Annotated in this window: 21 protein-coding genes; 18 read left to right on the top strand and 3 right to left on the bottom strand. The window is 66.4% G+C overall.

Going from position 1 to position 23,704, the window contains the following annotated elements; genetic code table 11:
• Positions 1–23 precede the first annotated feature (23 nt).
• The 6 genes from V7672_RS08675 to V7672_RS08700 all read left to right on the top strand — a co-directional run bounded on the left by V7672_RS08675 (position 24) and on the right by V7672_RS08700 (position 7,188).
• Positions 24–2,099 carry a TonB-dependent receptor gene (locus V7672_RS08675; protein WP_335624196.1) on the top strand — a complete coding sequence of 692 codons (2,076 nt, stop codon included), beginning with the start codon at positions 24–26 and terminating at the stop codon, positions 2,097–2,099.
• 89 nt (positions 2,100–2,188) lie between these two features.
• Positions 2,189–2,992 (top strand): SapC family protein, encoded by an 804-nt coding sequence (locus V7672_RS08680; protein WP_335624197.1) that lies wholly within the window; start codon positions 2,189–2,191, stop codon positions 2,990–2,992.
• 149 nt (positions 2,993–3,141) lie between these two features.
• A complete protein-coding gene (locus V7672_RS08685; RefSeq protein WP_335624198.1) occupies positions 3,142–4,326 on the top strand; it encodes an acyl-CoA dehydrogenase family protein in 1,185 nt (394 codons plus the stop codon).
• A 3-nt stretch (positions 4,327–4,329) separates the two neighbouring features.
• The gene (locus V7672_RS08690) at positions 4,330–5,454 is read left to right on the top strand and encodes an acyl-CoA dehydrogenase family protein (protein ID WP_335624199.1); all 1,125 of its coding nucleotides are present in this window, start codon (positions 4,330–4,332) and stop codon (positions 5,452–5,454) included.
• 70 nt (positions 5,455–5,524) lie between these two features.
• Positions 5,525–6,832: a homogentisate 1,2-dioxygenase gene (gene hmgA, locus V7672_RS08695; protein ID WP_335624200.1), complete on the top strand. Its 1,308-nt coding sequence runs from the start codon at positions 5,525–5,527 to the stop codon at positions 6,830–6,832.
• 2 nt (positions 6,833–6,834) lie between these two features.
• On the top strand, positions 6,835–7,188 hold the full coding sequence (locus V7672_RS08700; protein WP_335624201.1) for a hypothetical protein: 354 nt from the start codon (positions 6,835–6,837) through the stop codon (positions 7,186–7,188).
• 109 nt (positions 7,189–7,297) lie between these two features.
• Here V7672_RS08700 and V7672_RS08705 read toward each other — a convergent pair whose 3' ends face one another.
• Positions 7,298–9,880: a TonB-dependent receptor gene (locus V7672_RS08705; protein ID WP_335624202.1), complete on the bottom strand. Its 2,583-nt coding sequence runs from the start codon at positions 9,878–9,880 to the stop codon at positions 7,298–7,300.
• 426 nt (positions 9,881–10,306) lie between these two features.
• Here V7672_RS08705 and V7672_RS08710 point away from each other — a divergent pair, with 426 nt between their 5' ends.
• The 8 genes from V7672_RS08710 to V7672_RS08745 all read left to right on the top strand — a co-directional run bounded on the left by V7672_RS08710 (position 10,307) and on the right by V7672_RS08745 (position 18,287).
• Positions 10,307–13,171 carry a monovalent cation/H+ antiporter subunit A gene (locus tag V7672_RS08710; RefSeq protein WP_335624203.1) on the top strand — a complete coding sequence of 955 codons (2,865 nt, stop codon included), beginning with the start codon at positions 10,307–10,309 and terminating at the stop codon, positions 13,169–13,171.
• Entirely contained in the window at positions 13,168–13,515 is a 348-nt protein-coding gene (locus V7672_RS08715) for a Na+/H+ antiporter subunit C (protein WP_335624204.1), read from the top strand. The genes V7672_RS08710 and V7672_RS08715 overlap by 4 nt, the downstream gene beginning before the upstream one ends.
• On the top strand, positions 13,512–15,053 hold the full coding sequence (locus tag V7672_RS08720) for a monovalent cation/H+ antiporter subunit D (RefSeq protein WP_335624205.1): 1,542 nt from the start codon (positions 13,512–13,514) through the stop codon (positions 15,051–15,053). Before V7672_RS08715 ends, V7672_RS08720 begins: the two co-directional genes overlap by 4 nt.
• Positions 15,050–15,541, top strand: coding sequence for a Na+/H+ antiporter subunit E (locus V7672_RS08725; RefSeq protein ID WP_335624206.1), 492 nt, complete (start codon positions 15,050–15,052; stop codon positions 15,539–15,541). The genes V7672_RS08720 and V7672_RS08725 overlap by 4 nt, the downstream gene beginning before the upstream one ends.
• The gene (locus V7672_RS08730; RefSeq protein WP_123286251.1) at positions 15,538–15,819 is read left to right on the top strand and encodes a K+/H+ antiporter subunit F; all 282 of its coding nucleotides are present in this window, start codon (positions 15,538–15,540) and stop codon (positions 15,817–15,819) included. The genes V7672_RS08725 and V7672_RS08730 overlap by 4 nt, the downstream gene beginning before the upstream one ends.
• Positions 15,816–16,217, top strand: coding sequence for a Na+/H+ antiporter subunit G (locus V7672_RS08735; protein ID WP_335624207.1), 402 nt, complete (start codon positions 15,816–15,818; stop codon positions 16,215–16,217). Before V7672_RS08730 ends, V7672_RS08735 begins: the two co-directional genes overlap by 4 nt.
• A gap of 45 nt (positions 16,218–16,262) precedes the next feature.
• Entirely contained in the window at positions 16,263–17,672 is a 1,410-nt protein-coding gene (locus V7672_RS08740) for a protein adenylyltransferase SelO (RefSeq protein WP_335624208.1), read from the top strand.
• A 183-nt stretch (positions 17,673–17,855) separates the two neighbouring features.
• The gene (locus V7672_RS08745; RefSeq protein ID WP_335624209.1) at positions 17,856–18,287 is read left to right on the top strand and encodes a DoxX family protein; all 432 of its coding nucleotides are present in this window, start codon (positions 17,856–17,858) and stop codon (positions 18,285–18,287) included.
• Here the strand turns inward: V7672_RS08745 and V7672_RS08750 are convergent.
• Positions 18,284–18,445 (bottom strand): DUF2256 domain-containing protein, encoded by a 162-nt coding sequence (locus tag V7672_RS08750; RefSeq protein ID WP_335624210.1) that lies wholly within the window; start codon positions 18,443–18,445, stop codon positions 18,284–18,286. The two genes, V7672_RS08745 and V7672_RS08750, sit on opposite strands and share 4 nt — an antisense overlap.
• A 43-nt stretch (positions 18,446–18,488) precedes the next feature.
• Between V7672_RS08750 and V7672_RS08755 the strand changes: the two genes are divergently transcribed.
• The 3 genes from V7672_RS08755 (at position 18,489) to V7672_RS08765 (ending at position 22,108) form a co-directional block, all read left to right on the top strand.
• The gene (locus V7672_RS08755; protein WP_335624211.1) at positions 18,489–19,010 is read left to right on the top strand and encodes a MerR family transcriptional regulator; all 522 of its coding nucleotides are present in this window, start codon (positions 18,489–18,491) and stop codon (positions 19,008–19,010) included.
• Positions 19,011–19,013: 3 nt separating this feature from the next.
• Complete coding sequence (locus V7672_RS08760) at positions 19,014–20,801, top strand: acyl-CoA dehydrogenase C-terminal domain-containing protein (RefSeq protein WP_335624212.1); 1,788 nt, start codon at positions 19,014–19,016, stop codon at positions 20,799–20,801.
• A 143-nt stretch (positions 20,802–20,944) separates the two neighbouring features.
• Positions 20,945–22,108 (top strand): acyl-CoA dehydrogenase family protein, encoded by a 1,164-nt coding sequence (locus tag V7672_RS08765; protein ID WP_335624414.1) that lies wholly within the window; start codon positions 20,945–20,947, stop codon positions 22,106–22,108.
• A gap of 9 nt (positions 22,109–22,117) precedes the next feature.
• On the opposite strand, the gene ppk2 is transcribed toward V7672_RS08765, so the two are convergent.
• Complete coding sequence (gene ppk2, locus V7672_RS08770) at positions 22,118–22,882, bottom strand: polyphosphate kinase 2 (RefSeq protein WP_335624213.1); 765 nt, start codon at positions 22,880–22,882, stop codon at positions 22,118–22,120.
• A 65-nt stretch (positions 22,883–22,947) separates the two neighbouring features.
• Between ppk2 and V7672_RS08775 the strand changes: the two genes are divergently transcribed.
• Positions 22,948–23,667 carry a 16S rRNA (uracil(1498)-N(3))-methyltransferase gene (locus V7672_RS08775; protein WP_335624214.1) on the top strand — a complete coding sequence of 240 codons (720 nt, stop codon included), beginning with the start codon at positions 22,948–22,950 and terminating at the stop codon, positions 23,665–23,667.
• Positions 23,668–23,704: the final 37 nt, after the last annotated feature.

Raw genomic sequence — 23,704 nt, forward strand, 5'->3', positions numbered from 1 at the left:
CAGTCCTGCTCCCCGAGGTGCCCATGTCCGTTCGTTCGTCCCGTCTTCGCAGCACCGCCCGCGCGGCCTTGCTGAGCGCCCTGATCCTGCCGGTGGCGACGCCGGTGCTGGCGCAGTCGGCGGGCCAGGACCCGGAGCCCGAGGCCCGCACGACGCAACTGGACGACATCATCGTCACGGGCGCGCCGTTCGGCATCAGTGCCGAGGCCAGTCTGATCGCCGTCGATGTGCTGGACCAGGAAGCCCTGTCGACCGCGCCCTCGGGCACGCTGGGCGATGTGCTGAGCGGTCTGCCGGGCGTACGCTCGACCGCCTTCTCGCCGGGGGCCAGCCGGCCCGTGATCCGCGGTCTGGCCGGGCCGCGGGTGCAGGTGCTGACCAATGGCATGGGGCTGATCGATGCCAGTTCGCTGTCGCCCGACCACCAGGTCGCGGCCGATCCGGGCGAGGCCGTGCGCATCGAGGTGCTGCGCGGGCCCCAGACCCTGGCCTATGGCGGCTCGGCCATCGGCGGGGTGGTCAATGTGATCGACGGCCGCATCCCGGAAGAGGCGCCGTATGACGGCTTTGACGGCCGGGTGACGGCCCAGGCCTCCAGCGTCGACAACGGCCGTTCGATCGGCGCCGGCGTGACCCTCGGTCAGGGGCCGTGGGTTCTGACGCTGGACGGGCTGGATCGCCGCAGCGACGACTATGACATTCCGGTGCCCGCCGAATCGCGCCGCCAGGTCGAGGATGAGGGCGAGGTCTACGAGGACACGGGGAGCACGACGGTCGAGAACAGCGCCTCGCGCGTCCGGGCCTTCGGAAGCGGGCTCAGCTATATCGGCGAGCAAGGCTTTATCGGTGTGTCGGTGAAGCGGACCGAGAGCGACTATGGCGTGCCCGGCCACGCGCACGAGGACCATGGCGGCGGCGCCACCCCTCCGGATGAGGAGGAAGACGTCACCATCGGACTGGAGCAGACCCGCTATGACCTGCGCGGCGAATGGCGGTTTGTCGATGCGCCGATCGACCGGATTCGCCTGTCGGCGGGTTATGCCGACTACACCCATACCGAGTTCGAGGGGGACGAGATCGGAACCGTCTTCACCTCTGAAGGCCTGGAAGGGCGGCTGGAGCTCGTCATGCCCCGCCGGGGTGGCTGGAACGCGGCCTATGGCCTGCAGGGGCTGAGCCGCGACTTCGACGCCGCCGGCGACGAGGCCTATGTGCCGCCCGTCGAGATCACCGAACTGGGGGTCTATACGCTCCACCGCTACGACATGGACAGCTGGGGTCTGGAAGGCGGCCTGCGCTTCGACACCCGTGATCTGGACAGCCCCATCGGTGGGCAGCGCGATTTCTCGAACGTCTCGGCGTCTGCGGGCGTCTATTTCAAGCCGGTCGAGGCCCTGTTCCTGGGGCTGTCGCTGTCGCGCAACGGGCGCGCCCCGACCGAAGCGGAACTGTTCGCCGAGGGGCCGCACATCGCCACGCGCGCCTTCGAGGTCGGCAATGCCGATCTCGACTCCGAAAAGGTGACCTCGATCGAGGCGACCGTGCACTGGGAGCAGGGCCCCTGGACCGCCGATATGCACCTGTTCCGGGCCGACTATGACGGCTTCATCGACCTGCGCCCGACCGGCGCCGAGGCGGACGAACTGCCGGTGTTCGCCTATGTGCAGACGGACGCAGAGTTCCACGGCATGGAAGCCCGCCTGGACTATCAGGCCTGGCAGTCCGGCGAGGACGGCCTGACCCTCGGTCTGGGCTATGACTATGTGCGCGGCGAGACGGATCTGGGTGCGCCCGCCCGCATCCCGCCGTGGTCGCTGAACGGCAAGGCCGAACTGGACCTCGGCCCCTGGACGACCCGCCTGACCGTGCGACGGGTGGGTGAACAGGACCGGGTCACCGACTTTGAACTGCCGACCGACGCCTATACGACGGCCGACCTCTATCTGGGGTGGAGCCCCGACCGCGAGCAGGGGCTGACCCTCTATGTCGAAGGCCGCAATCTGGGCGATGCCGAGGTGCGCGAGCACACGTCGTTCCTCAAGGATCTGACGCCGCTGCCCGGCCGAAACCTGCGCGCGGGCATGGCCTGGCGGTTCTGAATTCCCGTGCGGGGCGGGCCGGTTTGCCGCCCGCCCCGGCATGGGCTAGAAGGCGCGACCTTCCTTCACTCCATGAGTCCCGAGCCTTCATGACCGACACCACCTCCATGCAAACCGGCGACATGTCCGGCCAACTCGCCGGTAACGTGCTGTTCTACGGCAAGCCCGAACCCCTTTCGGTCGAGAACCACGGCAAGCTGGGCATCAACCCGTCGGACAAGCCCTATGCGTTTGTCGCCCAGTCGAACATCGTGCCGCTGACGGTCACCGAGTTCGCGCCGGCGGCCCTGTCGTTCCCGGTCATCTTCATCGGTGACACTCGCCAGCCCGTCGCGGTGCTGGGCCTGCGTCAGGGTGAAAACCTGTACATCGATGACGGCGCGTTCCGCTCGGACGCCTATATCCCGGCCTATGTGCGCCGCTATCCGTTCGTGTTCGCCAATGACGAGGCGCAAAAGCGTCTGATCCTGTGCGTGGACCGTCAGGCGCCCTTCCTGGCCGAAGGCGGCCAGCAGCCGCTGTTCAAGGACGGCCAGCCCAGCGAGTTCACCCAGCAGGCCATGGAGTTCTGCAATAATTTCGAGCAGGAGCGCCTGCGCACGGAATCGTTCGTCAAGCTGATCCAGGACCTGGACCTGCTGGACGTGCGCGAGGCCGTCTTCACCCCGCGCGGCCCGAACGGTGAAGCCGGCGAGCCGCAAAAGATCGCCGAATACTATGCCGTGTCGGAAGACAAGCTGAAGGCCCTGCCGGCCGACAAGCTGGTCGAGCTGCGCGACAACGGCGCTCTGGGCCAGATCTACAGCCACCTGACGTCGCTGCTGGGCTGGGATCGTCTGATCGCCCTGACCTTCCAGCGTGCTGCCGCCCAGCCGGCCGCCGCCAACGCCTGATCCTTTCAGGACGAACCGGATCGACGCCCGTCCCGCGAAAAGCGGGGCGGGCGTTTGTCTGTCTGCGACGAAAATCCCGCGGGGGATGACGCAGCGTCATGCCTTGAAGCCTGCTAGGATTCGGCCAGACAAAGCGAAACGGGGAGCCCATGCGCGATCTGGAAGATTTTCGGGCCGAGGTCCGGGCCTGGCTTGAGACCCATTGTCCGCCCGAGGTCCGGGGACCGGCGGCCAGCGAGGACGCCTCCATCTGGGGCGGTCGCAAGGCGGTCTTTGCCACACCGGCACACAAGGCGTGGATGGAGGCCATGGGGGCCAAGGGCTGGACCGCGCCCGAATGGCCGAGCGAATACGGCGGCGGGGGGCTGACGCGCGAGGAGGCCAAGGTGCTGGCCTCCGAACTGCGCCGCATCAAGGCCCAGCCCGCGCTGCTGAGCTTCGGCATCTGGATGCTGGGCCCGGCGCTGCTGAAATTCGGCACCGAGGAACAGAAGAAGCGCTTCCTGCCCGAGATCGTCCGCGGCGAGATCCGCTGGTGCCAGGGCTATTCCGAGCCGGGCGCGGGGTCTGACCTCGCCGGCCTGCAGACCCGGGCGGTCGATCAGGGCGACCACTGGATCGTCAATGGCCAGAAGGTCTGGACCTCCTATGCCGACAAGGCCGACTGGATATTCTGTCTGGTGCGGACAGATGCCGAGGCGCCCAAGCATCTGGGCATTTCCTTCGTGCTGTTCGATATGGAGACGCCCGGTGTCTCGACCCGGCCGATCACCCTGATCTCGGGCAAGAGCCCGTTCTGCGAGACCTTCTTCGACGATGTGCGGGTCGAGAAGGCCAATCTGGTCGGGACACTCAATCGCGGCTGGGACGTCGCCAAATATCTGTTGGCCCACGAACGGACGATGATCGGTGCGATGGGCGAGATTGGCGGGGGACGTCCTCTGGGCCAGGTCGCGACGGGATCGATCGGCAGCGACGACGAGGGCCGACTGGACGACACCATGCTGCGCGCCCGCATCGCCGAGCTGGAGGTCGATGCGGCGGCGTTCCGCCTCGCGCTGGAGCGGACGGGTGATCAGATGAAGGCCGGACAGGCCCATCCCGCCATCGCTTCCATGCTGAAATACTATGGGTCCGAGCTGAACAAGCGCCGTCACGAACTGCTGATGGCGGCGGGCGGTATCGATGCGCTGGAGTGGGAAGGCGAGCGGTCGCACGAGGGGGCTGCTGCCCGCGACTGGCTGCGCACCAAGGCCAATTCCATCGAGGGCGGGACCAGCGAAATCCAGCTGAACATCATCGCCAAACACCTGCTCCAGCTGCCGGGAGCCTGAGCCATGCCCCTGATCCTGACCGAAGAACAAACCATGTTGAAGGAGGCCGCCGACGGCTTCCTGAATGAGAACGCTCCGCTGGCGCACCTGCGCAAGCTGCGCGACAGCCGCGACGCCGACGGTGTCTCGCGCGACCTGTGGCGGGCGTTCGGGGAAATGGGGCTGGCCGGGGTGATCATCCCGGAGGCGCACGGCGGCGCGGGCCTCGGCGCCGTCGAGGCCGGCGTCGTGGCCGAAAGCCTGGGCCGTACCCTGACGCCTTCGCCCTTCATGGGTTCGGCCGTGCTGTCGGCGCGGGTGCTGGTCGACGGCGGCTCGGAAGCGCAGCAGGCGGCCTGGCTGCCGAAGATCGCGGCGGGCGAGGCCATAGTGTCTCTGGCCGTGGATGAAGGCGCCAAACATGCGCCCGGCAAGATCACCACCACGGCCGAGCGTTCTGGCAATGGCTTCCGGCTGAACGGATCCAAGGCCATGGTGCTGGACGGCCATGTGGCCGATGCGGTGATCGTCGCCGCCCTGACCGAGGGCGGGCTCACCCTGTTCCTGGTCGATCCGAAGACGGCCGGGATGGAGGTCGAGCGGACCATCATGGTCGACGCCCACAATGCCGCGCGCATCACCCTGAACGATGTCCAGGTCGATGCGGATGCGGTGATCGGCACGGTCGACGGCGGCGAGACCCTGCTGGAGGGCGCGCTGAACCTGGGCCGGGCCTGCGCGGCGGCCAGCCTGACCGGGGCAGGGGATCAGGCGTTCCAGCTGACGATGGAGTATCTGAAGACCCGCAAACAGTTCGGCCGGGCCATCGGCGAATTCCAGGCCCTCCAGCACCGCGCGGCCCATCTGTTCAGCGAGATCGAGATCGCCCGGGCGGCCACGCTGGGCGCCCTGCAGAAACTGGATGCAGGCGACGACGACGCCGCGCCGCTGGCGGTCGCCGTCGCCAAGGCCAAGGCCGGGCGGGTCGCCGAACTGGCGGTTCAGGAAGCGGTGCAGATGCACGGCGGCGTCGGCATGACCGATGAGTACGACGTCGGCCTGTTCATGAAACGGGTGCGGGTGCTGAACGAACTGCTGGGCGACGTCGGCTTCCATCAGGATGCGGTGGCGAAAAGCCAGGGCTTCTGAACCGATCGCCGTGGGGGTGGTTTGCACTGGCGGGGGGCGCTAAATCTCCCGGCACAGGGAGACACGCACCATGACGCGATCCAACGCGCCCGCCTATATGCCCGGCTTTGGCAACCACTTCTCGACCGAGGCGGTGCCGGGCGCCCTGCCGGTCGGGCAGAACTCGCCGCAGAAGACGCCGCTGGGCCTGTATGCCGAACAGCTGTCGGGCACGGCCTTTACCGCCCCGCGCACCGAGAACCGCCGCAGCTGGCTGTACCGCCTGCGGCCGTCGGCCCAGCACCCCGCCTATCAGACGATCGACCGGGGCCTGATCCGGTCCGGTCCGTTCGATGAGGTGCCGCCCAATCCCAACCGCATGCGCTGGAACCGGCTTCCGGTCCCGGAAACGCCGACCGACTGGGTCGAGGGGCTGGTAACCTACGCCGGCAATGGGGATCCCGACGCCGACGCCGGCATCGGCATCCATCTGTATGCCGCCAACCGGTCGATGACCGATCGGGTCTTCTATTCCGCCGATGGCGAGCTTCTGATCGTGCCCCAGCAGGGGGCGCACCGGTTCGTGACCGAGTTCGGCATTGTCGAGGCCGAGCCGGGCCATGTCGTGCTGATCCCGCGCGGAGTGCGGTTCCGGGTCGAGCTGTTCGGCCCGTCGCGCGGCTATATCTGCGAGAACTACGGCGCAGCCTTCCGCATTCCGGACCTGGGCCCGATCGGCGCCAACGGCCTGGCCAATCCGCGCGATTTCGAAGTGCCGGTGGCCGCCTTTGAGGATGTGGATCGCCCGACCGAGTGTATCCAGAAATATGGCGGCGAGCTGTGGACCACGACCTTTGACCACAGCCCGCTGGATGTGGTGGCCTGGCACGGCAACTATGCCCCCTGCCGCTATGACACGGCGCGGTTCAACACCATCAATACGGTCAGCTATGACCACCCGGACCCGTCGATCTTTACGGTGCTGACCAGTCCCTCGGACACGCCGGGTGTGGCCAACTGTGACTTTGTCATCTTCCCGCCGCGCTGGATGGTGGCCGAGGACACCTTCCGCCCGCCGTGGTTCCACCGGAATGTGATGAGCGAGTTTATGGGTCTGGTCACGGGTGCCTATGACGCCAAGGCCGATGGCTTTGCACCGGGCGGGGCGTCGTTGCACAACCGGATGAGTGGCCATGGCCCGGATCAGGCCACCTATGACGCGGCGATCAAGGCCGAACTGAAACCCCACAAGATCGAGGGCACCCTGGCCTTCATGTTCGAGACCCGCGCGCCCATTCGGGTCACGAAATGGGCTCAAACCACGCCTTTGATGCAGCTGGACTATGATGATTGCTGGTCCGGCTTCGACAAGGGCCGGTCTGCCGCCGAAGGAGAATGACCATGATCCGTGTGGCTTCGATGATGGGGGCGCTGGTGCTGGGGTTGGGGCTTTCGTCCTGCTTCGGGGGCGGGGTCACTCCCGAACAGCGGGCGGAGGCGGACTGCGCCGCCCAGGGCGGCAAGATGCAGCGCGTCGGGCGGATGCAGAGCCTGCAGTGCGTCTTGCAGTATTCCGACGCCGGCAAGACCTGCACCGATGCCGCCCAGTGTCAGGGCGAGTGCCGGGTGCCCGGCAGTGTGATCGTCGAGGACGGCCGCGCCGTCGAAGGACAGTGCACCGCTGATTCAAACCAGTTCGGCTGCTACACCCGGGTTGAGAACGGTCGGGCGACAGCGGCGATCTGCATCGACTGATTGGTCCGACATGCACGCATAAGAAAACCGGCCGGAGATCGCTCTCCGGCCGGTTCTTTATTGGAGCCCGCGAAGGACCGTCGGGGGCCTCCGAAGAGGCCCCGTCAGATCAATAGCGGACGCGCAGGGTCAGACCGTAGGTGCGCGGGGCACCGAGGTAGGCGTCGATCGACTGGGTGTCCAGGGCGGGATTGTAGAAGGTCCCGTTGGGCTGGACGGTCGACTGGAACGCCGAGCCTTGCAGCGGGGCGTTGTAGGCGACCTGGACGTACTCCTCGTCGGTGAGGTTCTGGGCCCAGATGTCCAGCATCCAGCGCTCGTCTTCCGTGCCGATCGAAATCCGGCCGTTCACCATGGTGAAGGCGTCCTGCTGCTTGGAGGGCAGCAGGTCAGAACCGGTGTTGTAGTCGCTCATGTACTTGGCCGACAGCGAGAAGCCGCCGCGCAGACCATTGCCGATGCTGCGATCATAGTTCAGCGAGGCCGAACCCGACCATTCCGGAGCGAATGAGGCCGTGGCGCCCGGCAGCAGGGACAGCTGCGGGAAGTTCGCGGGGTTGGCGAGGTCAGCGGCGACGAAGTTACCATACTGGGCGTCGGTGTAGGTCACGCCGCCCGACAGGCTGAGGCCCTCGACCGGGGTGAACCACAGGAAGTCGGCATCGACACCACGCGACGTCAGCTCGGGGATGGATTCCACCACGAAGGCGGTACCAAGGAAGGTGTTGAGCTGGAAGTCCTCGAACGTCTGGTCGAAGTAGGTCGCATTCAGCAGCAGCGAGCGGTTCAGCAGGGTCATTTTGACACCCGCTTCATAGCTGTCGACCACTTCCGAGGGGAACAGCAGGCTGGCGGTCGGGGTGATGCCCGACTGCACGCGGTCGAGGTTGTAGCCGAAGCTCTTGTAGCCGCGGGCATACGACACATAGGTCATGACCGAGTCGTTCAGGCGGTACGAGGCCTTGATCGTGCCGCTCAGCTCGCTGTCGTCGAAGGATTCCGACACCGACCGGTTGTTGAAGGCGGAGTTCGACCAGGGCAGGCAGAAGTTGCCAAGGATGGTCGGCGCACTGGCGCCGAGCAAGCCGCCGATGGCCCCGGCGTTCGCCAGCGCAGCGTTACAGGTGTTGCCATTGCCGTTGACGTTCATCTGCTGACCGTCGACGGACTTTTCGTCCATCGTGTAGCGCAGGCCCAGGGTGATATCGAACTGTTCGGTCACCTTGAAGGTGTTGTTGGTGAACAGGGCGATCGAGGTCGATTCCTGGTCATAGGTATCGGCATAGCCGGGGCCGGCCGCAAAGCCGATACCGCCGCCGTTGGCTGCGCCGCCCGTGGTCAGGCAGTTGTTCAGGCCGGGGACTGTCTGCCCCACAGCGGTGAAGCAGCCGATGCTTCCGGGGCTGATAGCCCAGGCGGGGTTGGCGCCGTTCAAACGGGCGGTGAGCAGGAACGACAGGAACGGCGTATAGTCAGCGCCATAGTTCCAGGCGTCGGTGCGGCCGATATCTTCCTTCGTGATGAAGGCACCGACCAGCCAGTCGAGGCGGTCGGTCGCGCCGGCCAGGCGAACTTCCTGGGTCAGGTTCTCAACCGTGTAGCCATATTCACCGTCGTCAAAGCGATAGGCGATGTCGGCGCCGGTATAGTCGATGTCCTGGCCCTGATCGCCGGACCAGCTCCGCCACGACGTCAGCGACGTCAGGGTGGCGTTCATCGAGGGCATGTCGAAGTTGGCTTCCAGCGAGACGCCGCGATCTTCGATTTTCTGGCCCGTGCCGCGGTTGGCATAGGCGAGGCGCGAGAATGGCACCGGGCCAAAGCCTGCGGACGGCGGGGTCTGGCCCGTGCCGGTCGAGAGGCCGTCGACGAAGGGATAGGTCGGACCAACGCGAGTCTGGACGCCGACGCAGCAGTATTCGTCGCGCTTGGAATAGTCGGCGATGAAGCGGAACGAGGCGGTGTCGCTGGGCAGCCACAACAGCTGGCCGCGGACGGTCCAGAAGTCCTTGTTGGCGTCGTCGGTCTCGGTGCGCGGGCCATCGCCTGTGTCGACGTCGTAGAAGCCGTCTCGTTGGCTGATGCCGGCATACAGGCGCATCGCCATGGTGTCGCTCAGCGGGCCGGTGACCGAGCCGTTCAGCGAGCGGGCGCCGTAGTTGCCCACGGTCAATTCGGCATTATAGCCGGGGGTGAACGACGGTTGCTCGGTGATGATGTTGATGACGCCGGCCGAGGTGTTCTTGCCGAACAGGGTGCCCTGCGGGCCCTTCAGCACTTCGATGCGCTGCAGTTCACCCAGGTCGCCGAAGCCGACCGAGTTACGCGAGCGATAGACGCCGTCGATCACGACGCCGACCGAGCTTTCGAGGCCGGGGTTGTCACCCACGGTACCAACGCCGCGGATGCGCGCAGTGGTCGAGGCCTCGGACTGGGTCGAGGTGACCGTCATGCCGGGGGTCAGGATCTGCAGATCCTTGATGTCACGAACGCCCGCGTCCTGCAGGGTTTCCTGGGACAGGGACGTGACCACGATCGGCACGTCCTGCAGGTTCTGCTCGCGCTTCTGGGCGGTGACGATGATGTCGTCGACCGTCGTTTCCTGGGCCGAGGCGATTCCGGCAAAGCCGAAAGTCACGGCACCGACGACAGCGGCGGACGCGGTGGTACGAAGAAGGGTAGTGAGGCGCATGATGGCTCCCGGCTTGATGCTCGACAGCACTGATTGGCCGCCGAGCCGTTTCCTGATCCCTGGATCTGCCCTTCTGTCGGGGCGAGGATCCTCCAGTCCTTGGGGTAATCCAAGCGCGGGCCAGTCACAAGCAGTGGGCTCCCCCGTGGCTTGAATTCAGCCCTGTCGTGGACTGAACTGTGACGCAAAAGCGACAGAAAGAGATGACCTTACGTCAATATTCATCCAATCCGCGACAGTATCCATGGCGGAACGCGGCAAAATCCTGCGCCGACGACCGCCCCCGGCCCGGAGGGGCTCTGCCGGAAGTGCGGCGCCGGTGCGGCCCGACTGCGACATTTTTTTGCAGCGGGGGAGAAATTCGGGTCATCAACCTCTACAAGGGCGGCCCGCGCCCCGCCTGACTCCTGCTTCCGAGGCCGTTTCTTGCTGTTTCTGCTTGCTCTCCTACCCCTGCTGGGGGCCCTGGCTCCTGCGCTGGCCATCCGGTTCGGCCGGAATGCCTCCGCTCTTGCCGCCGGGGCGGTGACCCTGTCGGCCCTGGTCGTGCTGGCCAGTATGGTGCCCGGGGTCATGAGGGGCGAGGTCTTCACGGCAAGCGTGCCCTGGATTCCCGCCCTCGGCCTGAACGCCAGCCTGTTCCTTGATCCGCTGGGATTGATGTTCGCGGGGATGATCCTCGGCATCGGTCTGCTGATCATCATCTATGCGCGCTTCTATCTGGCGGCGGCCGACCCGATGGGGCGGTTCTTCACCTATCTGCTGCTGTTCCAGGGGGCGATGCTGGGCATTGTTCTGTCGGACAATGTGCTGCTGCTGCTGATCTTCTGGGAACTGACCAGCCTCTCGTCTTTCCTGCTGATCGGCTTCTGGCGGCATTCACCCGAAGCGCGTCAGGGGGCGCGGATGGCGCTGTTCGTCACGGGGGGCGGCGGTCTGGCCCTGATCGGGGGCCTTTTGATCCTCGGGAACATCGCCGGTTCCTACGACCTGACCGTGATCCTGCAGCAAAAGGAGGTGATCCAGGCCTCGCCGCTGTATCTGCCGGCCCTGCTGCTGATCCTCGGCGGCTGTTTCACCAAGTCGGCGCAGTTCCCGTTCCACTTCTGGCTGCCGCACGCCATGGCTGCGCCGACGCCGGTCAGCGCCTATCTGCACTCGGCCACCATGGTGAAGGCCGGGGTCTTCATGCTGGCGCGGCTGTGGCCGGTGCTGGCCGGGACCGATGCCTGGTTCCTGATCGTGGCGACCACCGGTCTGGTGACCATGGTGTTCGCCGCCTGCGTGGCCCTGTTCAAGGACGACCTGAAGGGGCTGCTGGCCTATTCCACCATCAGCCATCTGGGCTTTCTGACCATGCTGTTCGGGATCGGCACCCCGATGGCGGCGCTGGTCGGGGTGTTCCACATCATCAATCACGCGACGTTCAAGGCTGCCCTGTTCATGAACGCGGGCATCGTCGACCATGAGGCCGGGACGCGCGACATCAAGCGGCTGGGCGGGCTGTTCGGCCTGATGCCGATCGCCGGGACGCTCGCAGTGGTTGCCGGGCTGTCGATGGCGGGTGTGCCGCCGCTCAACGGCTTCATCTCCAAGGAAATGATGCTGTACGAGGCCGCAGATACCGTCTGGCTGGGCCAGGCCTGGGTCTTCCCGGTGCTGGCGACGCTGGGGGCGACGCTCTCGGTCGCCTATTCGCTGCGCTACATCGTCCATGTCTATTTCGGCAAGCGGCGCGAAAGCTATCCGAAGACGCCGCACGATCCGGGCATAGGCCTGTGGGGACCGCCCGCCGTACTGGTGGCGCTGGTGGTGGCCATCGGTCTGGCCCCGGCCCTGGTCGCCGGGCCGCTGGTCAATCTGGTCGCCGGGGCAGTGACGAACGGTGCCGCCGAGCCCGAGCATCTGGCCCTGTGGCACGGGGTGACCCCCGCGCTGTTCATGAGCGCGATCGCGCTGGCGCTCGGGGCCGCCCTGCTCGCGGGGCATCGGCGGCTGGACCGACTGTGGCAGGGCGCGCGGCTGCCGGAGGCCAAGCCCCTGTTCGATGCCGGAGTGCTCGGTGCAGTCAGGATGGCCCGCACGGGCATGGACCTGCTGCAGAACGGCTCGCTGCAGCGGGGCATGGTGGCCCTGATCGGCACCGCCGTGGTAGTGGGCTTTGCCGGGTTTTTCTCGGCCGGCTACGTCGCGGGCGACCGGCCCGGGGTCGAGGCTTCGCCGGCTGCAGTCGTCGGATGGATCGCCCTGATTGCGGCCACCGCCATGGTCATTCTGACCCACAAGGCGCGCTACATCTCGCTGATCTACATCGGCATCGTCGGGCTGATCATCTCGCTGGCCTTCGTCCACCTGTCAGCCCCCGACCTGGCCCTGACCCAGATCTCGGTCGAGGTGGTGACCATCCTGTTGATGCTGCTGGCCCTGAACCTGCTGCCCAAACAGACGCCGGTCGAAAGCCGGCCGTGGCGCAAGGCCCGGGATGGCGCAGTGGCGGTGGCCGCCGGTCTGGGCGTCGGCGGGGCGGCCTGGGCCATCATGACCCGGCCCCTCGACAGTATCTCCGGCTATTTCTGGGAGAATGCCAAATCAGAAGGCGGCGGCACCAATGTCGTCAACGTCATTCTGGTCGACTTCCGCGGCTTCGACACCTTCGGCGAGATCATCGTGCTGGGCATCGCGGCCCTGGGCATCTTCGCCCTGCTGGAGCGGGTCGAGACCGGGGCCAGTGGCAAGCGTCTGGCGGCCTGGAGGCCCGACACGGTGCGCTCGCCCGAACACCACCCGATGATGCTGGTCGTCGCCACGCGGCTGGTCCTGCCGCTGGCGGTGATGGTGGCGCTCTACATCTTCCTGCGCGGGCACAACCAGCCGGGCGGAGGCTTCATCGCCGGCCTGGTGGTCGCCGTCGCCATACTGATGCAGTACATGGCCTCAGGCTTTGCCTTTGCCGATCAGCGCCTGCACGCAGACCACCACTCCCTGATCGGCGCCGGGGTGCTGGTCGCGGCCCTGACCGGGCTGGGGGCGTTGCTGTTCGGCGCGCCCTTCCTGACCAGCGCCTTTGACTATTTCAGCCTGCCCCTGATCGGTGAGTTCGAGTTGGCCACCGCCATACTTTTCGACATCGGCGTGGCGCTGACGGTGATCGGGGCGGTCATGCTGGCGCTGGCCCAGCTGTCGCAGGTCGCCGAGCGGGCGGAAAAAGAGCCGCAGCCCGAGACCGAGACCGCCATGGACATCAACCCCGGCCGCGACGAAGCGGCCGCTGCGGCGGAGGTCGACCAATGACAATGGAGCTGCTCATCGCCTCGGCCATCGCCGTGCTGACCGCTGCCGGAGTCTATCTGGTGCTGCGGGGGCGGACCTTCCCGGTCGTTCTGGGCCTGGCCTTCCTGTCCTATGCGATCAACCTGTTCCTGTTCGCCATGGGCCGGCTGGTGATCGACCAGCCGCCCATCTACGACAAGGCGACCGAGAGCTATACCGACCCCCTGCCCCAGGCGCTGGTGCTGACGGCCATCGTCATCGCCTTTGGCATGACCGCCTTTGTCGTCATCCTGGCGCTGCGGACCTTCCTCGAGACCGGCACCGATCAGGTCGATGGTCGTGAAGACGGGGAGGCGCAGCCGTGAGCGCCCACGTCCCCAATCTGATCGTCGCCGCCCTGATCCTGCCTGCGGTGCTCGGGGCGCTGACCCTGCTGTTGCTCCGGCACCGGCTGGGGGCCTCGCGGCTGGTGTCGCTGATGTCGTGTCTGGCTCTGGTCGGCATCGCGGCCAGTCTGACGGTGCACGCTTCGAGCGGCGCGGTGGAAAGCTATGCGCTGGGCAATTGGCGGGCGCCGTTCGGGATTGTCCTGGTGCTGGACCGGCTGTCGGCCATGATGCTGCTGCTGACGTCGGTGCTGGCGCTGGCGGTGATGGGCTATGCCGTGGTGACCGGCGCGGACCGCAAGGGCTGGCATTTCCACCCGCTGTTCCAGTTCCAGCTGCTGGGTCTGAACGGGGCCTTTCTGACGGGCGACCTGTTCAACCTGTTCGTCTTCTTCGAGGTGCTGTTGATCGCCTCCTATGGCCTGTTGCTGCACGGGCAGGGCGCGGCGCGCCTCAGGGCCGGTGTACAGTATGTGGTCATCAATCTGGTCGGCTCGACCCTGTTCCTGGTCGGCGTCGGCCTGCTGTACGGGGTCACGGGCACGCTCAACATGGCCGATATGGCGGTCCGCGTGGCGGAGGCGTCGCCGGGTGATCAGGGGCTGATCGCGGCCGCAGCGCTGGTGCTGACCGTGGTGTTCGCCCTCAAGGCAGCACTGGTTCCCCTGCATTTCTGGCTGCCCGGGGCCTATGCGGCGACGACCGCCACGGTGGCCGCCCTGTTCGCCATCATGACCAAGGTCGGGGCCTATGCCCTGATCCGCACCGGCACGCTCATCTTTGGAGAGGACGCCGGCACCCTGGCCTGGCTGACCGCAGACTGGATGCTGCCGGCGGCCATCATCACCACCGTCATCGGCTTCGTCGGCCTGTTTGCGGCCCGTACGCTTCGTGAGATGGCCGCCTGGTCGGTGGTCGGCTCGATGGGGGTGCTCTTGAGCGCCGTTTCGGTCTTCCGGGTCGAGGCCATGGGCGCAGCCCTCTATTATGCGGTGCATTCGACGCTTGCCGGGGCGGCCCTGTTCCTCGTGGTCGACATGATTGCCAAGCGACGCGGCGCGCACGGCGATGCCCTGACGCTCGCCCCACGGTTCTGTCAGTCGGAGTTGCTGTCGGGGCTGTTCTTCCTGTCGGCCATCGGCATTGTCGGCCTGCCGCCGCTGTCGGGCTTCATCGGCAAGCTGTTGGTCCTCGACGGGGTGCGGGCCGCGCCGGAAGCCGGTTGGATCTGGGCCACCATCCTGATCACCACCCTGATCGGTGTGCTGGCCTTTGCTCGCGCCGGCAGCCGCCTCTTCTGGAAGAGCGCCTCGGTTGAGGGGGCTATCCCCCTGCGCGCCCTCAGGGGCCGGTGGGGCGGCGTCGGCGTGGCCGCTGGTTTGCTGGCCCTGCTGGGGGTGCTGACGGTGCTCGGCGGGCCGGTAACGGCCTATACGGGGGCGACCGCCGCCCAGCTGTTCGATCCGCAACAGTATATTGACGCCGTGCTCGGCCCCACGGCGGGAGGTCGCCGATGATCCGTCGTCTGTTGCCTCACCCGGCGCTGAGCGTGCTGCTGGTGGTCGTCTGGATGCTGCTGGTGAATGAGTTCACCTTCGGCGCCCTGTTCCTCGCCCTGGTGTTCGGCGTCGTGGTGCCGCTGGTGACCAGCCGCTTCTGGCCGGACCGGCCCAGGATGCGTTTCGGCCGCGACGCCCTGGCCTATCTTCTGATCGTGATCTTCGATGTCATCGTCGCCAATTTCGAGATCGCCTGGATCATCCTGACGCGCCGCAACCGCGATCTTCGCTCGTGCTGGCTGGTGATCCCGACCGAGCTGCGCTCGGCCGAGGCCATCACCGTTCTGGCGGGCACCATCAGCCTGACGCCGGGGACGGTCAGCAGTGATATCTCGTCGGATGGCCGGGCCCTGCTGGTGCATGCGCTCGACGTGGCCGATCCGGTCGCCGAGGTCGCCCGCATCAAGCAACGCTATGAGACCCGTCTGATGAAGGTGTTCCGATGACCGGTTCGATCCTGCCCTGGGCCCTGGGGTTCGCCCTCGCCTGCGTCAGCCTGGCGATGCTGCTCAGCCTGTTCCGGCTGCTGCGCGGCCCGACGCTGGGCGATCGCATCCTGTCGGTTGACACCCTGACCATCAATGTCATCGCCCTGATCGTCGTGTTCGGCGTGGCCGAGGCTACCCAGACCTATTTCGAGGCCGCCCTGCTGCTGGCCATGGTCGCCTTCGTCGGCACGGTCGCCTACTGCAAATTCCTGCTGCGGGGAGACATCGTCGAATGAACCCGATTGCGGAAGTCGCTATCTCCGTCCTGCTGGTCATGGGCGGGATCTTCATTCTGGTGGGGTCGTGGGGACTGGCGCGCCTGCCGTCGCTGATGACCCGCCTGCACGGGCCGACCAAGGCCAGTACGCTGGGCGTCGGGGCCTGCCTGATCGCCTCGATGATCTATTTCCCGGCGTCGGGCCAACCGTGGTCGGCGCATGAGATGCTGATCACCATCTTCCTGCTGCTGACCGCCCCGATCTCGGCCAATATGATCGCCAAGGCCCATCTGCATCGTCAGGGGCATTCCATCGATCCCAATCCCGCGGACGGCATTCCCGAGAGCCTGCCGCCCCCGCCGACCGGTGACGACTGGGCGACCTTCCGCGGCGCCGAGTCCGCGCGGGACGATTAGACCTTCGCCATTGCGGGCACGGCCCGCAGTGCGCATCTGTCGCCGATGCCGACCTCTCCCGCCTACCGCCCCGAACCGCGCTTCTTCGATCTCGGGGAGGACTATGGTGACGCCGTCCGCCCGGCCGATTTTCCCGAGACCCGGCTGAGGTTCCGCAATGACCGGGCGGCCGCAACCGTGGGCCTCGAGTCTCTGACCGACGCCGAATGGCTCGCTCATTTCGGCCGGTTCGAGCCCCTGCCGGGGCAGCCCGGGCCGGTGGCCATGCGCTATCACGGGCACCAGTTCCGAACCTACAACCCCGATCTCGGCGACGGGCGGGGGTTTCTGGCGGCGCAATTGCGCGACGAACAGGGTCGCCTTCTCGACCTGGGCACCAAGGGCTCGGGCACCACGCCCTGGTCGCGGGGGGCGGACGGGCGGCTGACCCTGAAAGGCGGCGTGCGCGAGGTGCTGGCCGCCGAAATGCTGGAGGCCCAGGGTGCGCCGACCAGCCGCGCCCTGTCGCTGGTCGAGACCGGCGAGGCGCTGCAGCGGGGCGACGAGCCGTCGCCGACGCGTTCGGCGGTGCTGGTGCGCCTGTCGCACAGCCACATCCGGTTCGGTACCTTCCAGCGGACGGCTTATCTGGAGCGCCCGGACCTGACGGCGGTGCTGGCCGAGCACGCGCGGGCCCTCTATCACCCCTCGGTCGCGGAAGGCGATGTGCCGGGGCTGATGGCGACGATCGTTGCAGCCTCGGCGCGGTTGACGGCCCGCTGGGTGGCGGCGGGCTTTGTCCACGGGGTGCTGAACACCGACAATCTGAACGTCACGGGCGAGAGCTTCGACTATGGCCCCTGGCGGTTCCTGCCCCACTATGAGCCGGGATTCACGGCCGCCTATTTCGACCAGTTCGGCCTCTATGCCTTTGCCCGCCAGCCTGAGGCGGTGTTCTGGGCCCTGACGCAACTGGGCGGGGCGTTGAAGCCGATTGCCGACGTCGGCGCCCTGACCGAGGCCCTCAACGGGTTCGGCCCCCGCTATATCTCCGAGCTACGGGCGGCCTTTCTGGAGCGGCTGGGGGTGAAGTCCCTAGGCGAAGCGGCCGATCAGCGGCTGGTCGATACCACCCTGGCCCTTCTGCGGGAGGGTGGCGAGGCCCTGCGGTGGGAGCCACTGTTCCACGACTGGTTCGGCGGGTTCTCTTCGTCCGAGCGGGCGCTCCGGGGGCCGCGGGCGCGGCTCTATCAGGGCGAGGCCTTCGACGCCTTCCGCTTTGCCCTGTTCGAGCACGAGCCGGACCGGCCCGAACGGCTGGAGCATCCGGCCTTTGCCGCTCCGGAACCCGAGGAAATGTTGATCGATGAGGTCGAGGCCATCTGGGCCGCGATCGATCGCGAGGACGACTGGGGCCCCTTCCACGCCAAGCTGGAACGACTGGCCGCCGTCCGGGCGGCGCGCCAACAGGTTTAACGGACATAAAGCCTGTCGGGGTTACACATCCGTATGGATACGGCCACGCTTTGGCCGTGGACCTGGCGCAGAAGGCGATCACGGATGGTTACGCTCACGCTTCGCACCCTTGCGGGACAGGCTCGCCGTTCCGACATCGCCACTGTTACCAATAGAACGAAGCCCCTCCCCGGGTCCACGACCATGCACAGCCAAACCTATCCTTCCGTCCGCGCGCGCCTGAATGCCAGCTATCTGAACCTGACCCTGTGGACGCTGCAGGGCTGGGTGGCGATGTTCTACATCGCCGCCGGCTATGCCAAGCTGACCGAGCCCCTTTCGACCCTGACGGCCCTGATGAACTGGCCCCAGCATGTGCCGGCCGATCTGGTGCGGGGAGTGGGCCTGGCCGAGATCGTGCTGGCCATCATGCTGCTGACCCCGCTGATCAGCTGGAAGATCGGTCGTCCGCTGCTGATCGTGGCGGCGGCCGGCCTGCTGGTGCTGCAGACCGTCATGCTGGGCGTTCATGCGGTGAGCGGCGACATCGGCCATTCGATCGTCAATCTGGCGCTGCTGGCGGCCACCGCCCCGGTGCTGTGGTTCCGCCTGCGCGAGGCCTGCCCGCTCCGCTAGACGCCTTTGGCCCGGCATTTATCCGAGCAGTATTTCACCTGATCCCAGTCGCGCGCCCATTTGCGCCGCCAGCTGAAGGGACGCGCACAGGCGGGGCAGACCTTCTGTGGAAGGTCGCCCTTCGCCGTGCCCCGGTCGTTGACGTGACGTCGCGTCATCAAAAAGCTTCCCTTTACGTGCGCGTCAAGTTATGACGGATGCATGGCCAGTGCTGACGATCATCGCACCTATTCCATCCGCCAGCTGTGCCGCGAATTCGGGGCGACGGCGCGGGCCCTGCGCTTCTATGAAGACAAGGGCCTGCTGACCCCCGCGCGCAAGGGCCAGACCCGCGTCTATTCGGCGCGCGACCGGGCGCGGCTGAAGCTGATCCTGCGGGGGCGCCGCATCGGCTTCTCGCTGCAGGAGATCCAGGAGATGCTGGATCTGTACGACCACAATGATCACAACGTTCACCAGATGGCCGTGGCCCTGCGCCGCCATCGGGCCCAGATCGAGGCGCTGAAGCTGCAGCGACAGGATCTGGACGACGCCATCGCCACGGCGGAAGAAGCCTGTCGTGTCATGGAGCAGCGGCTGGGCCAGCACCGGCCGGACCTGCTGCCCGGTGCCGACGAATATGCCGACCTGCTTAAGGCGCGGCTCAATCCGGAACATGGACATGCGCCGCTGGCTCATGCCCTGCATTCCCCCCTGTCCCATTCCCAGAAGTCGAGAGTCTGACCCATGGCCTACAAGGCACCTGTCCGCGACCTGACCTTTGTTCTGAACGAAGTGCTGGAGATCGACCGCTATTCGAACCAGCCCGGCTTTGCCGAGGTCAGCTCCGACCTGGTGCAGCAGATTCTGGAAGAAGGCGCAAAATTCGCCGAGGAAGTCATCGCACCCCTGAACAAGGTCGGCGATCAGGAAGGCTGCAAGTGGGACAACGGCAAGGTCACCGGCCCGACCGGCTGGAAGGAAGCCTATCAGCAGATGGTCGAGGCCGGCTGGCCGGGGCTCAGCTCTGACCCCGCGCACGGCGGTCAGGGCATGCCTGCCATCGTCGGCATGGCATTCGGCCAGTTCACGGCGGCGGCCTCGGCGGCCTTCTCCATGTATCCGGGTCTGACCCACGGCTGCTACGAGGCGCTGCACGCCAATGCCTCGGATGAGCTGAAGGACATCTATTGTCCCAAGCTGGCGACCGGCGAATGGGGCGGCACCATGAACCTGACCGAGCCGCAGTGCGGCACGGATCTGGGCCTGATCCGCACCAAGGCGGTGCCGAACGGCGACGGCAGCTACAACATCACCGGCCAGAAGATCTGGATCTCGTCGGGCGAGCATGACTTCACCGACAACATCATCCATCTGGTGCTGGCCCGCATCGAGGGCGCCCCGGCGGGCATCAAGGGCATCAGCCTGTTCGTCGTGCCCAAGGTGTTCGTCAACGAAGACGGGTCGCTGGGGGACCGCAACGAGGGCGCCCAGTGCGCGGGCCTCGAGCACAAGATGGGCATCCACGGCAATGCCACCTGCGTCATGTCCTATGAGAACGCCAAGGGCTGGCTGGTCGGCACCGAGAACAAGGGCATGGCGGCCATGTTCGTCATGATGAACGAGGCGCGTCTGGGCACCGGCCTGCAGGGCCATTCGATCGGCACTGCCGCCTATCAGGCCGCCGTCGAGTTCGCCAAGGACCGCCTTCAGGGCCGCTCGCTGACCGGGCCGAAGAATGCCGACGGTCCGGCCGATCCGATCATCGTTCACCCCGATGTGCGGCGTATGCTGCTGGAGTCCAAGGCCTATGTCGAAGGCGGCCAGGCCTTCATCCTGTGGACCGCGCTGCAGGCCGATCTCCAGAAGTCGGACGATGAGGCGACGGCGCAAAAGGCCCGCGACTACATGGGTCTGATCACCCCGGTGGTGAAGGCCTTCCTGACCGACCGCGGCTTCCACGTGGCCTCGCTGGCCATGCAGGTGCACGGCGGCTCGGGCTATACCGAACACTTCCCCGCCAGCCAGTATCTGCGCGATGCGCGCATCACCCTGATCTATGAGGGCACCAACGGCGTCCAGGCGCTCGACCTCGTGGGCCGCAAGCTGCCGGCCAACGGCGGCCGGGCCATCATGAGCTGGTTCGCCGACATCGACGCCTTCGTCTCGGAGAACGGCGACGCCGGCGAGACGGTGAAGCCCTTCATCGACGGCCTGTCGGATTCCAAGAAGAAGCTGCAGGAGGCCACCATGTGGCTGATGCAGAACGGCATGCAGAACCCGGACAATGCCGGTGCGGCCTCGACCGACTATCTTCACATCTTCGGCTTGACGGCCATGGCCTATGTCTGGGCCCAGATGGCAATCGCTGCGCAAAAGGCCATCGACGGGGGATCGGACGATCCCTTCTATGCCACCAAGCTGCAGACCGGCCGCTATTTCGTCGAGCGCATCCTGCCCGACGCCGGCGCGCACCTGGCCAAGCTGAAGACGGGCGCCGATGTGCTCATGGCCATGCCGGCGGAGGCGTTCTGATCCATAATCTCCCTCCCCTTCATGGGGAGGGATGTCCGGCATTCATGCCGGGCAGGGTGGGGTCTAGCGCCACACCCCCGTTCCCCACCCGGTCGCTTCGCGACCACCCTCCCCATGAGGGGGAGGGAGACAGGTAAGTGGCCATGAACATCCTCAACAGCCCCGACCCCGATTTCATGCAGGAAGAAGAGATCACCCTCTTCTCCGACTCCGTCGGCAAGTGGATCGACGAACATGCGCCGCCCGAAAAGGTCCAGGAGTGGATCGCCAACTCCTCGGTCCCGCGTGAGCTGTGGACCCAGGCGGGTGAGGCGGGCCTACTGGGCCTGTCGATGCCGGAAGAAGACGGCGGCATGGGCGGCGACTATCGCCACGAGGTCGTGCTGATGCGCCAGCTGGGCTGGAAGGGTGCAGACCATTTCGGCATCTCGCTGCACAACGCCATCGTCGCCCCCTACATCTGGCACTATGGCACCGAGGAACAGAAGGCCCGCTGGCTGCCCAAGCTGCAGTCCGGTGAACTGGTCGGCGCCATCGCCATGACCGAGCCGGGGGCAGGCTCGGACCTGCAGGGGATCAAGACCACCGCCATAAAGCAGGGCAACCAGTATGTGGTGAACGGCTCCAAGACCTTCATCACCAACGGCCAGCTGGCGAACTTCATCATCGTGGTGGCCAAGACGGACCCGTCCGAAGGGGCCAAGGGCACCAGCCTGATCATTGTCGAGACCGACGGGGCCGAGGGCTTTGAGCGCGGCCGGAACCTCCACAAGATCGGCATGGAGGGCAATGACACCTCCGAGCTGTTCTTCAACGATGTGAAGGTGCCCGGCGAGAACATCATCGGCGGCGTCGAGGGCCAGGGCTTTGTCCAGCTGATGCAGCAACTGCCGCAGGAGCGCCTGAACATCGCCGTCCAGGGCGTGGCCGCCGCCGAGCGGGGCCTGTCCGAGACCATCGACTACGTCAAGGAACGCAAGGCCTTCGGCAAGCGGGTCATCGAGTTCCAGAACACCCAGTTCAAACTGGCCGAGGTCAAGACCAAGCTGACGGTCGCCAAGGTGTTCGTCGACCACTGTATGGGCCTGCACCTCAAGGGGAAACTGGATGCGGCGACCGCCTCCATGGCCAAATACTGGGTCACCGACATCCAGGGCGAGACCATCGACGAGATGCTCCAGCTGCACGGCGGCTACGGCTATATGAACGAATATCCGATCGCCCAGCTGTACAAGGACGCCCGCGTCCAGCGCATCTATGGCGGGACGAACGAAATCATGAAGCTGCTGATCGCCCGGACGCTTTAGGCGTCAGCCCTACCGCGCCATGCGGCCGTCGATCAGGGCCTCGGGCTCGAACATGAAGGCGATGGCCGGATCGACTGACTTGGGATTGACGCTGAGGCCGTGCACGCCGAGGCGCTCGACCAGATGACGCATGACGTTCAGGCGAGCCTGCTTCTTGTCGTCGGTGGCGACGATCAGCCAGGGCGCGTGCGTGCTGTGGCTGCGCAGCAGCATGGTGTCGCGGGCCTCGGAATAGGCATGCCAGCGCTTCTGGGCCTGGGCGTCCAGCGGTGAGGTCTTGAAGTGTTTGAGCGGGTCCTCGACCCGGGCCTCAAGCCGGCGGGCCTGTTCGGCCTTGGTGATGTCCAGCCAGATCTTGATCGGGACGATATTGGCCTCGGTCAGCATGGCCTCGAAGGCCGGGACGTCGCGGATGAAGTCGGACTGTTCCTCGGCCGTCGAGAACCCCATCACCACCTCGACCCCGGCGCGGTTGTACCAGGACCGGTTGAAGATCACGATCTCACCGGCGGCCGGCAGGTGGGCGACATAGCGCTGGAAATACCACTGGGTCCGCTCGCGATCGCTGGGCTTGGGCAGGGAGATAACCCGCGTCTGGCGCGGGGCCATGAACTCGGTCACGCGCTTGATGGCGCCGTCCTTGCCGGCGGTGTCGCGACCCTCGAACAGGATCAGCACCTTGCGGCCCTCGGCGATCAGCCGGGCCTGACTTTCGACCAGGGCAATCTGGAGGGTGTGAAGCTCTGCCTTGTAGGCTTTTTTGGATATTCCCATGCATCCAGTGGACCCAGGTGGCAGGGGGATGCAAGTCAAAGCCGCTTCTGTCATCGTTCGTCCCCATGATCCGCCTCCATATCCCCCAGCCCCTGTCGACCGGTGCCGCCCTGGCGCCGACGCTGGACCAGTCGCGCTATCTGACCCAGGTCATGCGGCTGAAGGCGGGCGACGACCTTGTGGTGTTCAACGGCCGGGACGGGGAGTGGCGCTGCACGGTCGCCGAGGTGCTGAAGCGGGGCTGTCTGTTGAAGGCGGAGGAGCGGATTCGCGATCAGATCCTGCCGCCCGATGTCGAACTGATCCTGGCGGTGGTGAAGAAGAGCCCGCTCGAGTTCGCGGTCGAAAAGGCCACCGAACTGGGGGTGCGGCGCATCCGGTTGGTCCGCACGGCGCGCACCCAGCCCCAGACGATCCGGCTGGACCGGCTGGACACGATCGCGGTCGAATCGGCCGAGCAGACCGGGCGGATGGATGTGCCGGAGATCGTCGCGTCCGAGCCGCTCGAGGCCATGCTGGACGCCTGGGATCCGGTTCGCCGCCTGATGTTCTGCGACGAGACGGGCGGCCCGCCGGCGCTGACGGCCTTGCCCGAAGCGGGCGGAGGGGGCTGGGGCATTCTGATCGGGCCGGAAGGCGGGTTTTCGCCGGACGAGCGCGAGCGCCTGCGGGCCCTGCCCTGTGCGACCGCAGTGTCGCTGGGCCCCCGGGTGCTGCGGGCCGACACCGCGGCGGTGACGGCGCTGACCCTGTGGCAGGCAACGCTGGGGGACTGGGAGCGGTGAGGCCACTTGTGCCCGTGCTCCGGACTGCCCAATTGGC

The organism is Brevundimonas sp. (assembly GCF_036963785.1).
GTDB lineage: Bacteria > Pseudomonadota > Alphaproteobacteria > Caulobacterales > Caulobacteraceae > Brevundimonas.

Excerpts from the sequence above, each read along its gene's own strand:
- V7672_RS08715 (WP_335624204.1), top strand. The coding sequence starts at position 13,168 with ATGACAATGGAGCTGCTCATCGCCTCGGCCATCGCCGTGCTGACCGCT.
- V7672_RS08745 (WP_335624209.1), top strand. The coding sequence starts at position 17,856 with ATGCACAGCCAAACCTATCCTTCCGTCCGCGCGCGCCTGAATGCCAGC.
- V7672_RS08760 (WP_335624212.1), top strand. The coding sequence starts at position 19,014 with ATGGCCTACAAGGCACCTGTCCGCGACCTGACCTTTGTTCTGAACGAA.
- V7672_RS08680 (WP_335624197.1), top strand. The coding sequence starts at position 2,189 with ATGACCGACACCACCTCCATGCAAACCGGCGACATGTCCGGCCAACTC.
- V7672_RS08740 (WP_335624208.1), top strand. The coding sequence starts at position 16,263 with ATGCCGACCTCTCCCGCCTACCGCCCCGAACCGCGCTTCTTCGATCTC.
- V7672_RS08690 (WP_335624199.1), top strand. The coding sequence starts at position 4,330 with ATGCCCCTGATCCTGACCGAAGAACAAACCATGTTGAAGGAGGCCGCC.
- V7672_RS08775 (WP_335624214.1), top strand. The coding sequence starts at position 22,948 with ATGATCCGCCTCCATATCCCCCAGCCCCTGTCGACCGGTGCCGCCCTG.
- V7672_RS08725 (WP_335624206.1), top strand. The coding sequence starts at position 15,050 with ATGATCCGTCGTCTGTTGCCTCACCCGGCGCTGAGCGTGCTGCTGGTG.
- V7672_RS08765 (WP_335624414.1), top strand. The coding sequence starts at position 20,945 with ATGAACATCCTCAACAGCCCCGACCCCGATTTCATGCAGGAAGAAGAG.
- V7672_RS08685 (WP_335624198.1), top strand. The coding sequence starts at position 3,142 with ATGCGCGATCTGGAAGATTTTCGGGCCGAGGTCCGGGCCTGGCTTGAG.
- ppk2 (WP_335624213.1), bottom strand. The coding sequence starts at position 22,882 with ATGGGAATATCCAAAAAAGCCTACAAGGCAGAGCTTCACACCCTCCAG.
- hmgA (WP_335624200.1), top strand. The coding sequence starts at position 5,525 with ATGACGCGATCCAACGCGCCCGCCTATATGCCCGGCTTTGGCAACCAC.
- V7672_RS08750 (WP_335624210.1), bottom strand. The coding sequence starts at position 18,445 with ATGACGCGACGTCACGTCAACGACCGGGGCACGGCGAAGGGCGACCTT.
- V7672_RS08735 (WP_335624207.1), top strand. The coding sequence starts at position 15,816 with ATGAACCCGATTGCGGAAGTCGCTATCTCCGTCCTGCTGGTCATGGGC.
- V7672_RS08700 (WP_335624201.1), top strand. The coding sequence starts at position 6,835 with ATGATCCGTGTGGCTTCGATGATGGGGGCGCTGGTGCTGGGGTTGGGG.
- V7672_RS08730 (WP_123286251.1), top strand. The coding sequence starts at position 15,538 with ATGACCGGTTCGATCCTGCCCTGGGCCCTGGGGTTCGCCCTCGCCTGC.
- V7672_RS08675 (WP_335624196.1), top strand. The coding sequence starts at position 24 with ATGTCCGTTCGTTCGTCCCGTCTTCGCAGCACCGCCCGCGCGGCCTTG.
- V7672_RS08755 (WP_335624211.1), top strand. The coding sequence starts at position 18,489 with ATGGCCAGTGCTGACGATCATCGCACCTATTCCATCCGCCAGCTGTGC.
- V7672_RS08705 (WP_335624202.1), bottom strand. The coding sequence starts at position 9,880 with ATGCGCCTCACTACCCTTCTTCGTACCACCGCGTCCGCCGCTGTCGTC.